The 13,174-nt window shown below is 64.2% G+C and carries 11 protein-coding genes and 1 pseudogene; 6 read left to right on the top strand and 6 right to left on the bottom strand.

Annotation, left to right across the window (positions count from 1 at the left end):
• Positions 1 to 254 precede the first annotated feature (254 nt).
• The 3 genes from JWQ24_RS24325 to JWQ24_RS24315 all read left to right on the top strand — a co-directional run bounded on the left by JWQ24_RS24325 (position 255) and on the right by JWQ24_RS24315 (position 2,324).
• Complete coding sequence (locus tag JWQ24_RS24325) at positions 255 to 989, top strand: molybdopterin-binding protein (RefSeq protein ID WP_299813691.1); 735 nt, start codon at positions 255 to 257, stop codon at positions 987 to 989.
• 35 nt (positions 990 to 1,024) lie between these two features.
• Positions 1,025 to 1,549: a xanthine phosphoribosyltransferase gene (gpt, locus tag JWQ24_RS24320; RefSeq protein ID WP_299813689.1), complete on the top strand. Its 525-nt coding sequence runs from the start codon at positions 1,025 to 1,027 to the stop codon at positions 1,547 to 1,549.
• A 154-nt stretch (positions 1,550 to 1,703) separates the two neighbouring features.
• Positions 1,704 to 2,324, top strand: a complete 621-nt coding sequence (locus tag JWQ24_RS24315; protein WP_299813687.1) for a hypothetical protein — start codon at positions 1,704 to 1,706, stop codon at positions 2,322 to 2,324.
• A 98-nt stretch (positions 2,325 to 2,422) separates the two neighbouring features.
• Here JWQ24_RS24315 and JWQ24_RS24310 read toward each other — a convergent pair whose 3' ends face one another.
• Complete coding sequence (locus JWQ24_RS24310; RefSeq protein ID WP_299813684.1) at positions 2,423 to 3,445, bottom strand: methionine synthase; 1,023 nt, start codon at positions 3,443 to 3,445, stop codon at positions 2,423 to 2,425.
• Positions 3,446 to 3,629: 184 nt separating this feature from the next.
• Here JWQ24_RS24310 and JWQ24_RS24305 point away from each other — a divergent pair, with 184 nt between their 5' ends.
• The 3 genes from JWQ24_RS24305 to JWQ24_RS24295 all read left to right on the top strand — a co-directional run bounded on the left by JWQ24_RS24305 (position 3,630) and on the right by JWQ24_RS24295 (position 6,054).
• Complete coding sequence (locus tag JWQ24_RS24305; protein WP_299813681.1) at positions 3,630 to 4,328, top strand: glutathione S-transferase N-terminal domain-containing protein; 699 nt, start codon at positions 3,630 to 3,632, stop codon at positions 4,326 to 4,328.
• Between the two features lie 149 nt (positions 4,329 to 4,477).
• Positions 4,478 to 5,086 (top strand): 2-hydroxychromene-2-carboxylate isomerase, encoded by a 609-nt coding sequence (locus JWQ24_RS24300; RefSeq protein ID WP_299813678.1) that lies wholly within the window; start codon positions 4,478 to 4,480, stop codon positions 5,084 to 5,086.
• Positions 5,083 to 6,054, top strand: coding sequence for an NADPH:quinone oxidoreductase family protein (locus JWQ24_RS24295; RefSeq protein ID WP_299813675.1), 972 nt, complete (start codon positions 5,083 to 5,085; stop codon positions 6,052 to 6,054). The genes JWQ24_RS24300 and JWQ24_RS24295 overlap by 4 nt, the downstream gene beginning before the upstream one ends.
• A gap of 135 nt (positions 6,055 to 6,189) precedes the next feature.
• On the opposite strand, the gene JWQ24_RS24290 is transcribed toward JWQ24_RS24295, so the two are convergent.
• The 5 genes and pseudogenes from JWQ24_RS24290 to JWQ24_RS24270 all read right to left on the bottom strand — a co-directional run bounded on the left by JWQ24_RS24290 (position 6,190) and on the right by JWQ24_RS24270 (position 13,173).
• The gene (locus tag JWQ24_RS24290) at positions 6,190 to 7,080 is read right to left on the bottom strand and encodes a crotonase/enoyl-CoA hydratase family protein (RefSeq protein ID WP_299813672.1); all 891 of its coding nucleotides are present in this window, start codon (positions 7,078 to 7,080) and stop codon (positions 6,190 to 6,192) included.
• A 200-nt stretch (positions 7,081 to 7,280) separates the two neighbouring features.
• Positions 7,281 to 8,692: pseudogene (locus JWQ24_RS24285) on the bottom strand (amidase).
• Positions 8,685 to 9,857 carry a M20 aminoacylase family protein gene (locus JWQ24_RS24280; protein WP_299813669.1) on the bottom strand — a complete coding sequence of 391 codons (1,173 nt, stop codon included), beginning with the start codon at positions 9,855 to 9,857 and terminating at the stop codon, positions 8,685 to 8,687. Before JWQ24_RS24280 ends, JWQ24_RS24285 begins: the two are co-directional and overlap by 8 nt.
• 4 nt (positions 9,858 to 9,861) lie before the next feature.
• The gene (locus tag JWQ24_RS24275) at positions 9,862 to 11,394 is read right to left on the bottom strand and encodes a M81 family metallopeptidase (RefSeq protein WP_299813666.1); all 1,533 of its coding nucleotides are present in this window, start codon (positions 11,392 to 11,394) and stop codon (positions 9,862 to 9,864) included.
• A gap of 78 nt (positions 11,395 to 11,472) precedes the next feature.
• A complete protein-coding gene (locus JWQ24_RS24270) occupies positions 11,473 to 13,173 on the bottom strand; it encodes an ABC transporter ATP-binding protein (RefSeq protein WP_299813664.1) in 1,701 nt (566 codons plus the stop codon).
• Position 13,174: the final 1 nt, after the last annotated feature.

Here is a 13,174-nt window from a genome sequence, read left to right as displayed (position 1 = left end):
AGCGCGCCAGTTCCTGATAGGCGGGGCGGACGTCCTGGCCGCTGCCGTGCATTTCGTCGAAGGCGTTACTCATCAGGCTTCGGGGCAGGAGCGCATCATAGAAGAGTGCATGACGGGGCGGGGTGGTAGCAAGGGGGCAGGCAGCGGGGTATGCATCGCATCAAGGCCATAGACGGAATCCCGGCGCAAGCGTTGCCCGAATTCGTTACGGAGACTGCCCGTTTTCGCGGCAGTCCGGACAGGCGAGGAGAAGCATGTCGGAAATTGTGACCGCGGGCATTCTGGTGATCGGCGACGAGATCCTGTCCGGACGCACCAAGGACAAGAACATCGGCTTCATCGCCGAATACCTCACCAATATCGGAATCGACCTCAAGGAGGTTCGGGTCGTCTCGGACGACGAGCCGGAGATCGTTGCCGCGCTGAACGCGCTGCGCGGTCGCTACGATTACGTCTTCACCACCGGCGGCATCGGCCCGACCCATGATGACATCACGGCGGATGCGGTCGCCAAGGCGTTTGGCGTGAACATCGACCACCACCCCGAGGTGGTCGCCCGGTTCAAGGAACGGTTCGGCGCCGACCTCAACGAAGCGCGGCTGCGGATGGCGCGAATCCCTGACGGAGCCGACCTGATCCAGAGTGCTACGATTCTGGCACCGGGCTTCAAGATCGAGAACGTTATCGTGATGGCCGGCGTGCCCTCGATCATGCAGGCGATGATGGATATCGTGTCGCCGAAGCTGAAATCCGGCGTGCGGATGCTGTCGGACACGGTGCGCGCCGACGCTCGCGAAGGCGATATTGGCGGTCCGTTGCGCGACATTGCCAAGGCGCATCCGGACGCTATCATCGGCAGCTATCCGTTCCTCGACGATGCGCAGAAGCCCAATGTCAATCTGGTGGTGCGCTCGCGCGACCAGGACAAGCTCAATGCGGCAATGGCTGACGTCAAACAGATGCTGGTGGCGTTGCACGCACCGAAGTAGTACGGCACGCGCCGAAAATTGAAACGGGGAGAAATATGGCGGAGCATCCGGAGATAAACGCGCAGGAGCGAGCCGGCAAGGCGTTCCCGGTGTCGTGGGACCAGTTTCATCGCGACTGTCGCGCATTGAGCTGGCGGCTGAACAGCGCAGGTCCGTTTCATGCGATCATCGCTATCACCCGCGGCGGGCTGGTGCCCGCGGCGATCGTGGCGCGCGAACTCGGCGTTCGCGTCATCGATACCGTCTGCATCGCCAGCTACGACCACACCCGGCAGGGCGAGTTGCAGGTGCTGAAGGGCGTATCGGACGACACCGCGAAGCTCGGCGGCGGCACCGGCAAGGGATTGCTGATCGTCGATGACCTCGTCGATACCGGCAAGACCGCGCGCATGGTGCGCGAGATGCTGCCCGATGCGCATTTCGCCACCGTCTATGCCAAGCCGATGGGTCGGCCGCTGGTCAATACCTTCATCACCGAAGTGTCGCAGGATACCTGGATCTTCTTCCCGTGGGATCTCGGCCTCTCGTTCCAGCCGCCGATGCGCGACGGGGCGGCGTAACGCCACTGACATCGCAGCCGTCGTTGCGAGGTCCGGGAAAACCGGCCTGCCAGTTTTCCCCTTAGCGAAGCGACGCGGCAATCCAGAGGGCCGTAGAGGAAGACTGGATTGCTTCGTCGCAAGAGCTCCTCGCCAAGAACGAGAGGGATGAGAGATGCCCCTGCAAAACCGCGTATCTCCGTTCGGCGAGATTGTCGCTACGCCGGCGCGCGGGATGTTCACCGGCAATCGCGGCATCATCCACGATCCCCGTACCAGGACGCTGCTCAACAAACGCTGGAGCAATCCGGCGTGGATCACCTGCGTCTGTGAATTTCGCGGACGCCGCCGCGATGTGATGGCGGCGCAGAGCTGGACCGAATTGTTCTTTCTCGACGAGGCCACCGCATTCGCTGCCGGGCACCGCCCCTGTTTCTATTGCCGCCGCGATGACGCCAACGCCTTTCGCGCGGCGTGGGAAGAGGGCAACGGTATCGCGCGGGTGCGGGCAACGGAGATCGATGCCGTGCTGCATCGTGAGCGGCTGGATGGCCGTGCGAAGCAATTGCGTCCGCTGCCGTGCGCGATGCAGGAACTTCCGGATGGCGCGATGGTGACGACGGGTGGCGAAAGCTATCTGATCGCGCAGGGGAGGCCGCTGCGATGGTCATTCGTCGGCTATCATGCCGTCGATACCATGTTGCGCGACGCGCTGCTGCTGACGCCGCCCTCGACGGTGAAAGCATTTCAGGCAGGCTATCGACCGGTACTGCATGCGAGTGCGGTCGCTCAATAGACACGCAAGCCGTCATTGCGAGGAGCACTTGCGACGAAGCAATCCTGAAGAGCTGGATTGCTTCGCTTTGCTCGCAATGACGGCTGAGGGGCCGTTCCTTAACCCAACTTCTCTCTTGCCAGTCTAGCGCCCGTGCCGAGCGCGCGCAGCTTGGCTTCCGCGATATCGCGATGCATCGGTGCCATGCCGCAATTCGTCGTCGCGGTGATGTTGGCCTTCGGCACGTGCTTCATCACGGCTTCGATGGTCGCCACCACATCCTCCGGCGTCTCGATCTCGTCGCTCGCGACATCGATGACGCCGGCCTGCACCACCTTGCCCTTGAGCAGCGACAGCAATTCCAGCGGTACGCGGGAATTGCGGCATTCGATCGCGACCTGCTGGATCGGGCTGGCATCGATGGCCGGAAAGATCTGTTCGTATTGCCGCCACTCGCCGCCCAGCGTTTCCTTCCAGTCGGTATTGGCCTTGATGCCGTAGCCGTAGCAGATGTGCACGGCGGTGGCGCAGGTTAGCCCCTTCGCTGCGCGCTCCAGCGCCTTGACGCCCCAGTCGGCGGCCTCGTCCATGAACACGTTGAAGGCCGGTTCGTCGAACTGGATCATATCGACGCCGTCGGCCTGCAACGCGAGGGCTTCCTGGTTCAGCAGTTCGGCAAACGCGAACGCCATCTTGACGCGGTCGCCGTAGTAGCTGTCCGACAGCGTGTCGATGATGGTCATCGGGCCGGGCAGAGTGAACTTGAGTTTGTTCCGGGTATGCCCACGCGCGGCCTGCGCCTCGAAAGCGTGGACGCGACCCTTCAGTTGCAGTGGCGAAACCACCTGCGGCACCATCGCCTTGTAGCGATCCTTGCGGATGCCCATCTCGACCTTGTGGGCGAAGTCGATGCCATCGACCTTCTCGAGAAAGCCATGCACGAAATGCTGCCGGGCCTGCTCGCCTTCGGTGATGATATCGATGCCGGCGTCTTCCTGCACCTTCACCGCCAGCAAGGTCGCGTCGCGCTTGGCGCGCTGCAACTCGTCCCCGGACGATCGCCAGGTCGGCCAGAGCTTGTTGGGCTCGGCCAGCCATTCGGGTTTCGGCAGCGAACCGGCGATCGTGGTCGGGAACAGCATGGCAATCCTCCTGAAACTTTTGGCAAGTTTCTGCCACGGCTCTGCGCCGCTGTATATGCTCCGTCGGTGGTAGAGCCGGGCGATCCGGCAATCCCATCTTTACTTTTCGACGCCGGATTGCTTCGCTTGCAGCCAAGACGGCATGGCCCGCTTGGCCACAAGCTCGCAACGACGGGAGTGTCCCATGATCGACCTGCATTACGCGCCCACGCCAAACGGCTGGAAGATTTCGATCATGCTGGAGGAGTGCGGGCTGCCTTATACGCTGATCCCGATGCAGCTCGGCCGTGGCGACCAGCTCAAACCGGAGTTCTTGAAGCTTAGCCCGAATGGCCGGATGCCGGCTATCACAGACCATGCGCCAACTGACGGCGGCGAAGCTGTCTCGATCTTCGAGAGCGGTGCGATCCTGATCTATCTCGCGGAAAAGTCCGGCCGCTTCATGCCCTCCGACCTGCGCGGGCGGCTCGACGTGCTGCAATGGCTGATGTGGCAGATGTCCGGGCTTGGCCCGATGCTCGGCCAGAACGGCCACTTCCTGCTCTATGCGCCCGAGAAGATTCCGTATGCGATGGATCGTTACATGCGCGAGGCCCGGCGTCTGTACGGCGTGCTGGACGCGCATCTCGAAGGCCGCGACCATATCGCCGGCGACTACTCGATCGCCGACATCGCGTGTTTTCCGTGGATCATGACCCACAAGGCACAGGGCCTGACGCTGGACGAATTTCCGAACGTCAGGCGCTGGTACGCCTTGTTGCGCGCGCGGCCGGCGCTGCAAGCAGGGCTCGCGGTGGGCAAGCAGGAGAGGAAGCCGATGGACGAGCAGGCGCGCAAGATCATGTTCGGCGTCGACGCGCCGGCGCATGGGCAGCAGCAGTAATGTGCGGTAATTGTGAATAATCGCAGCTGTCATCGCCCGGCTCGACCGGGCGACCCAGTATTCCGCGGCGTCCATGAAGACGCACTGACAGCGCCGCATACTGGATCACCTGCTTTCGCGGGTGATGACAACCGAGAGTGAGGATACCCATGATCGAATTCTTCTTCGACTGCTCGAGCCCCTGGACCTATCTCGCCTTCCACAACATCCAGCCGCTGGCTAAAGAATTCAACACCGACATCGCCTGGCGACCGATCCTGGTCGGCGGCATCTTCAATTCCATGAATCCCAGCGTCTATGCATCGCGCGAGACGCCGGTGCCGGCGAAGGCGCGCTACACGAAGAAGGACCTGGCCGACTGGGCGCGTTCGGCGGGCATTGCGATCCAGATGCCGCCGACGGTGTTTCCGGTGAACAGCGTCAAGGCGATGCGCGGCTGCATCTGGCTCGGGCTCGACATGGTGCCGTTCGCGCGCGCCGTATTCGAAGCCTATTGGGGCGACGACAGGGATATCTCGAAAGACGAGGTGCTCGGCGAGATTTGTATGCGGCTCGGCATCGATCCCGCGAAATTCTTTGCGGGGATCGGGAGGCAGGCGATCAAGGACCAGCTCAAGGCCAATACCGACGAGGTGATGGCACGAGGCGGTTTCGGTTCGCCGACCATCTATCTCGACAACACCGATATGTATTTCGGCAATGACCGGCTGCCGCTGCTGCGCGAAGCCTTGCTGCGCCGCCGCGCCGGTGCGACATGATGAAGGCCGTCGTCTGCCGTACGCTGGGCCCACCGGAAGGGCTGCGCATCGAGGAACTGGCTTCGCTGCCGTTGCAGGCCGGGCAGGTCCGCGTCGCCATCCGCGCAGCCGGCATCAATTTCCCTGATATATTGATGGCGGCGGGCGAATATCAGCTCAAGCCGGAACTGCCGTTCACGCCCGGCATGGAAGCGGCGGGCGATGTCAGCGAGCTTGCCGATGATGTCGCAGGGGTGAAGGTCGGCAACCGCGTCATCATCAAGCTGCGGCACGGCGGCTATGCCGACGAGGTGATCGCTACGCCGGCTCAACTGACACCGTTACCCTCGACCTTCGACTATGCAGAAGGCGCGACCTTTTTGGCCGCGCATGGAACGGCCTATCATGCGCTGGTCGACCGCGCCGGTATCAAACCTGGCGAGGTATTGCTGGTGCATGGCGCCGGCGGTGGCGTGGGGCTGGCGGCGGTCGAGATAGGCAAGCTGTTGGGCGCGACCGTGATCGCGGTGGCCTCCAGCGAGGCCAAGATTGCGGTGGCGCGCGCGCGGGGCGCTGATCACGGTGTGCTGTATGGCGACGGACTGTTTGTTGAGGCGGTGAAGCGCATTACTGGACGCGGCGTCGATGTGGTGTTCGATCCGGTCGGCGGCGAGGTGTTCGAGCAGAGCCTGCGTTGCATCAACTGGGGCGCGCGGCTGCTGGTGATTGGCTTCACCGGTGGCATTGGCGTGGCCAAAACCAATCTGGTGCTGATCAAGGGCGCCAGCGTGCTCGGCGTCCGCGCCGGCGAGGCCGCGCGGCGCGATCCCGCGTTGGGCGAGGTACGCATCAAGGCGCTGTTGCAATGGGCCGAGGCGGGCAGGGTGCGCCCGAACGTATCGCACCGGCTTCCGCTGCAGGATGTCGCGCAGGCAATGCGGCTCTTGATCGAGCGCAAGGCGATCGGGCGCGTGGCGTTGATGATGTAATGGCTGTCATTCCGGGATGCGACAGACGGCGCAGTCGGATGGCGCAGGGACCCCCGACATGCTTTGAACATTTCGGGGGTCCGGGTTCGCGCGCAGCTGGCGCTGCACGCGCCCCGGAACGACAGGAGAGGGCTACTACTTATATTCCCGCTCGTCCCACCACGGGAAGTAATCCGGCATGTCCGCACTGACCTTGTTTTTGAATTCCGCCGGGCGCTTTTCCAGAAACGCGACGACGCCCTCCTTCACGTCTTCCGAACGGCCGCGCGCGTAAATACCGCGGCTGTCGATCTTGTGGGCTTCCATCGGATCGTCGGCGCCCATCATACGCCACATCATCTGGCGGATCAGCGCGACCGATACCGGCGCGGTTTTGTCGATGAATGTTCTGGCCAGCGCACGCGCGGTCGGCAACAGATCGTCGGGCGGCACGACCTGGCTGACGAGGCGCCCCTTGAGCGCTTCGGCCGCCGGGAATACGCGGCCGGAAAAGCACCACTCCAGCGCCTGCGAGATGCCGACCAGGCGCGGCAGGAACCAGCTGGAGGCAGCTTCCGGCACGATGCCACGCTGCGAGAACACGAAGCCGAAGCGCGCGTTCTCGGAGGCGATGCGGATGTCCATAGCCAGCTGCATGGTGGCGCCGATGCCGACGGCGGGGCCGTTGACCGCGGCAATCACCGGCTTCAGGCATTTGAAGATGCGCAAGGTGACCTGACCGCCGCCGTCGCGCGCCTGGGGATCGCTGTAGTCGATATCGCCATTGGCCAACCGCCTGACTGGGCCGCGTCTGGCGTCGCGGTCGAAGGTATCAGCACCAGAGGAGAGATCTGCACCTGCGCAAAAACCGCGGCCGGCGCCGGTGACGATAATGGCGCGGACATTGTCGTCGGCATCGGCCGCGTCAAACGCCGCAATCAGCTCGGCCTGCATGGTGGCGTTGTAGGCGTTGAGTTTCTCGGGCCGGTTCAGCGTAATGGTGAGGATCTGGTCGGCGACGTCATAGAGAATCGTCTCGTAGGCCATGCTCGTTTCGCTCCCTGTTTTTATTGTCATTCCGGGATGCGACAGACGGCGGAGCCGGATGGCGCAGGCCCGGAATCCCGGCATGGTGATCACCATTTCGAGGTTCCGGATTCGCTCGCGCTGGTGCGCTCGCGCCCCGGAATGACAGCTTGGGGAGAGTTGTAGCAGACGCGCCGTGTTGCGCCACTCGTCGATTATGACTACTTCGCCGGCGGCTTCGGCCACGGCAGTTGCGGACCGCGCATGTCCTCAAACGCCTTCGCCATCTTCAGCACGCCGATGTCGTCGAAGCGGCGGCCGACGATCTGCACGCCGATCGGAAAGCCCTTCGCGCTGAAGCCACCATTGACGGAAGCCGCAGGGTTTTCCGCCATATTCCACGGCACGGTATAGCCGATGTGTTCGAGCGGACGCTGGGCATCGTCGGTGGGCGAGGCCAGTTCCGCGGAATAGCTGACGATCGGCGCTACCGGCGAGATCACGTAATCAATATCCGCGAACAGTTTCGCCGCGGCGGTGCGGATCGCCATCGTGGCGTTGAAGCCGCGCACGACATCGCTGCCGCTGAGCTTCGCGCCACCCTTGGCCCATTCGTAAATGAACGGCAGGATTTTTCGCTGCGCTTGTTCGGGGAGTTTCGAGATGTCGTCCCAGGATCGTGCGCGCCAGAAATTGTCGAGGCCGATCAGGTTGTCGCCGGTCATCACCGAGGCGACGTCGGTGACGATGGCGCCAGCGGCCTCGAAGGCGCGCGCGGCGTTGCGCACGGTGTCACGGACTTCATGTTCGAGTGGCAGGCCGAAGCCCATCTCCATCATCACGCCGATGCGCAGGCCCTTCAACGACAGGCCGGAGAGATTTGTCCAGTCGATGATGGCCGGTGGCAGGCTCATGCTGTCGCGACCGTCCGGCTGTGACAGCACGCTCATCATCAGCGCGGTGTCGGCGATGGTGCGGGTCATCGGGCCGGCGCAGCGACCGACATAGGGTGGATCGATCGGCACGCGGCCGAGGCTCGGCTTCAAGGTGGCGAGGCCGCACCATCCTGCGGGTAGCCGCACGGAGCCGCCGATATCGGTGCCGAGATGCAGCGGGCCGTAGCCGGCGGCAGCGGCTGCGCCGGCACCGGCGCTGGAGCCGCCGGGGTTCTGTGTGACGTCCCACGGATTGCGGGTGAGGGGATGGAAGGACGACGCGCCGGATGACAGCATGCCGTAGTCCGGCATCGTGGTCTTGGAGAAAATCACTGCACCCGCTTCGCGCAAGCGCGCGGCGCATCGATTGCCGCCGGTACCAAAGTGGTCGCGGCGGTGCCCATCGGAACCGCGACGCCCCGGGTGGCGATGTTTTCCTTCACCGTGGTCGGCACGCCATCGAGCACGCCGATCGGCGCGCCCTTTGCCCAGCGCGCCGTGGAGTCTCTGGCAACGGCGCGTGCGCCGTCGGAATCGAAGGCGTAGAGCGCGTGGATATGGGGCTCCCACACGGCGATATGCGCGAACACGTCGTCGAGCACTTCGCTCGGCGAAAACGTTTTCGCGCCGTAGCCGGCGATCAGTTCGACCGCGCTGAGATCATGCAGCGCGGTCGATTTGATGTTGCCGTTAGCCATGGGCTGCGACCGGAAGCCGGGTCTCGATGATGCGGGCAAAAATGCTGGCGCCGATCGGCAGCGCCTTGTCGTCGAAATAATAGCCGGGATTATGCACCGGCACCGAGCCTTCCTGGCCGAGCCAGAAATAGGCGCCGGGCACGGCGTGCAGCATATCGGCGAAGTCCTCGGAGCCCATCTTCGGCTGCGACGTGGTGAACACGTTCTCGGTGCCGACGATGGTACGGGCGACGTCCTCGATCGCCTTGGCCTGTTCTTCCTGGTTGATCAGCACGCTGAAGCCGTCGCGGATATCGACCTTGATATCGACATCGAAGGCGGTCGCGATGCCGGCGGCGAGCGTGCGCATCCGCTCGCGGATCTGCAGCCGGATCTTTTCGTCGAAGGTGCGAATGGTGCCGCACAGTTTGGCTTCGTCCGGGATCACGTTATAGGCCGAGCCGGAGTGAATCTGGGTGATCGACAGCACCGCCGCCTGCAGCGGATCGACATTGCGGCTGACGATGCTCTGCAGCGCCTGGCCGAGCGTCATCGCGATCACCACCGGATCCTTGGAGCGTTCGGGCCGCGCGCCATGGCCGCCGAAACCGGTGATGACGATGTCGAAGAAATCCGCCGCCGCCATACCGGGGCCGGCGAAGATCGAGACCTCGCCGTGATTGAGGTCCGGCGCGTTGTGCATGCCGTAGATCTCGTCGCAGGGAAACTGTTTGAACAGCCCGTCCTTGATCATCGCGCGCGCGCCGCCGAGGCCTTCTTCGGCGGGCTGGAAAATGAAGTGCACGGTGCCGTCGAAATTGCGGGTCTCGGCGAGATAGCGCGCGGTGCCGAGCAGCGTCGTGGTGTGGCCGTCATGGCCGCAGCCGTGGAAGCGGCCGGGGACGGTGGAGCGCCATTTCAGATTGGTGTTCTCTTCCATAGGCAGCGCGTCCATGTCGGCACGCAGGCCGATCCGCTTGCTGCCGCTGCCGTTGCCCTTGAGCACGCCGACCACGCCGGTGGTGCCGAGGCCGCGATGCACTTCGATACCCCAGCTCGCCAGCTTCTCGGCGACGATGCCGGAGGTGCGGACTTCCTCGAAGCCGATTTCCGGATGGGCGTGCAGGTCGCGGCGGATGGCGGTGAGTTCGTCTGCGAAACCTTCGATGCGGTCGAGTGTAGGCATGGGATTATCCGTTCACAGGCGCGAGGGTGGGCGAGGCGGTGGTCGGCGTGAAGGGCACGCCGTTGGGTTTGAGGCGGATGCCCGGGCGCAGTCGCGTCCAGGGGAGCGTCGACGTGTCAGCCGGCATCGCGCCGGGGGCGGCGCAGATCAGCAGTCGTTCGGCAATCGGTTCGAAGTCGGCGCGGAAGTGCACCGAGCTCTTGTTGACGAGGATCGCCTCGGTGGTCGGCTCGATGCCGACGAAGCGGTACATCGCCTGATCGGCAAGCTGCGCCTTGTGCGAGGAGATGACAACGCGGACGCCGTCGATGCGCAGGCAGGCGGAGGGGCCCATGTCCATGTCGCGGCCGCCGTAATAGGGACCGCCGGCGACGAACTGGCCGTCGGAGAGTTTCTCGACCACGAAGGTCGCTTGATAGGGGGCGTCGCCGGGGATGCCGGACTTGCCGCCGAGCGACAGCGTGACGCTGGCGCCTTCGCCGGCGTCATGCGCGGCCTTGGCGGAGACGGGATCGTAGATCACGCCGATCGAGGCGCGGGTGGCCTTGCAGCGGACCAAAGCGGCGAGCATCCCGGTGGTGTCGGAATCGCCGCCGGCGCCGGGGTTGTCCTGGGTGTCAGCGATCACGATCGGCCTGGACGCGGTCTTCGCCAATTCCATCGCATGCAACACGCCTTCGTCCGGCGTGTAGATCTTGCCGTCGAAATCGTTTTCGTGGCCGCTCACCAGCCGCACGACCGTATCGGCGGCAGCGTTGGCGTCAGCCTGCGTGACGCCATAGGCGAAAACGCTCGGGCAGCAATGCGGAAAGTCGGCGGCCGGAAAGCCCGGGCAAAACGACAGGGTGGGGACCTGATCGTCTTCCAGCGCGGCAAGCATCTCGTAGATGCCCTTGGTCGGCTGGTCGTTGGTGCACTGCCAGCTGATCGGAATCAGGAACGGCAGTTGACGGAAGGCCTTGGCAAATTTCTGGCCGGACAAAAGTAGTGTCATATGGCGCGCGGCGGCGCGGCCGGTGTCGGCCATGTCGACATGCGGATAGGTGCGGTAAGCGATCAGCGCGTCGGTGTCTTCGACCAGTTCAGGCGAGATGTTGCCGTGCAGGTCGAGGCTGATGACGAAGGGAACGTCGGGGCCGATCACCTGCCGCACGCGCCTGGCGACTTCGGCCTCGCCGTCGTCGAGATGTTCGGTGACCATCGCGCCGTGTAAATCGAGGTAGACGGCGTCAACCGGCAGCGCGGCCTTGATGCCCTCGACCATCTCGGTGACGATACGCTCGAACGCATCTTTCGTCACATGCGCCGAGGGACTGGCGCCGCAGGCGATGGTCGGCACCAGCTCCCAGCCCCGGGCTTCGGCTTCCTCGTTGAAGCCGGCGAGGCCGACATTGATGCCGCGCATCACCTTGAGCACGTCTGCGCCGTGCGTCATGGCCGGCCAGCCGCCGCCATGCACGAAGGATTCGTAAGTCGCCTTGGTGGGTGCGAAGGTATTGGTCTCGTGCAGGAAGCCGCCGACAGCGATACGGGTCATGAATTCATCTCAGGTCAGGGGTTGTCGTTCCGGGTTCGCACGCAGCTTGCGCGCACGCCCCGGAATGACACAGGGAGGTTAGATCGCCGCAGTCGCAACTTCGAGCGGCGCGACCGGCCGGAAGTTGGCGAAATCCCATCCCCGTCCGGGCGCTGCGTCAAGCAGCTGGCGGGTATAGGCCTGTTGCGGATTTGTGAGGACTTCGCCGGCCGGGCCCTGTTCGACCACGACGCCATGCTGCATCACGGCGACGTCGTCGCAGATTTGCGCCGCGACGCGCAGATCGTGGGTGATGAACAGGATCGCGATGCCCAGACGGGTCTGGATGTCGTCGAGCAGCCGCAACACCTGCGCCTGCACTGAAACGTCAAGCGCCGAGCAGGCTTCGTCCGCGACCAGCACGTCGGGCTCCAGCGCAAGCGCGCGTGCAATGGCGATACGCTGGCGCTGACCACCGGAGAACTGGTGCGGATAGCGCGACACCGCATCCGCGGGCAGGTCGACCAGTTCGAGCAGTTCGCGCGCCCGGGCCATCGCGTCCTTGTGTTTGACCCCGTAGTTGATCGGGCCTTCGGCGATCGACTCGCCGATGGTGATGCGCGGGTTCAGCGAGCGATACGGATCCTGGAAGATGATCTGGATCTTCTTGCGATGCGGCTGCAGCGTTTGGCGCGACAGGTCGGAGATCTCGCGGCCGGAAAGGCGGATGCCGCCGGACGTCGGATCGATCAGGCGCACCAGGCAGCGTGCCACGGTGGACTTGCCGGAGCCGCTTTCGCCGACGATGCCGAGCGTGCGGCCCTTGCGCAGCGTCAGCGTCACGTCCTTGGCGGCCGCCACTTCGCGGGCTTTGCCGAAGAACGAGCGCTCGCGATAGACCTTGCCCAGCTCGTTGGCTTCCAGAACCACCGGCTGGATCTCTGCCTGGATGCGCGGCGCGCGCGGCACCAGACTCGGTACCGCCTGCAGCAGGTTGCGGGTGTACTCTTCCGTTGGTGCGCGCAGGATGCCGTCGAGCGTGCCGGTTTCGACCAGCCTGCCATGACGCATCACCGCGACGCGGTCGGCGATCTCGGCGACCACGCCCATATCATGGGTGATGAACAGCACGGCGGTGCCGTGGTCCTTCTGAAGGTCGCGCATCAAAGCAAGGATCTGCTTCTGCGTGGTGACGTCGAGCGCGGTGGTCGGCTCGTCGGCGATCAGCAGTTTTGGCTCCAGCACCAGGGCCATCGCGATCATGATGCGCTGGCGCTGGCCGCCGGACAGGCGATGCGGATAGGAGCCGAAGATGCGCTTTACGTCGGGCAGGCGGACCTGATCCATCATGTCGAGGATGCGCTTGCGGCGTGCCGAGGCATTCAGGTCGGTGTGGGTGCGCAGCACCTCATCGATCTGGTTGCCGACCGGGACGACGGGATTGAGCGCCGTCATCGGCTCCTGGAAGATCATCGCCATCGTGGTGGCGCGCAACTGCCGCAGCCGGCGGTCGCTGGCCTGCAGAACGTCCTCGCCGACCAGCTTGATGCTGCCGCCGATCGCCTTCAGTGAATCGCGGGGCAGCAGGCCCATCGTCGACAAAGAGGTCACCGATTTGCCGGAGCCGCTTTCGCCGACCACGCACAGTGTTTCGCCCTGGCGGACCTGCAGGGAGATGCCGTCGATGATCTTCTTGCCGCCGCCGTCCTTGCCGACGCCGACGACGAGATTGTTGACTTCGAGGACCAGCGGGTTGGTGTTGACGGGCTTGCCGAGCTGTTGGTTCAGTTGATCGTTCATG

It is taken from the genome of Tardiphaga sp., from assembly GCF_028290495.1.
In the GTDB taxonomy this organism is placed as follows: Bacteria; Pseudomonadota; Alphaproteobacteria; order Rhizobiales; family Xanthobacteraceae; genus Tardiphaga.
This window is presented reverse-complemented; position numbering and strand designations above follow the sequence as displayed.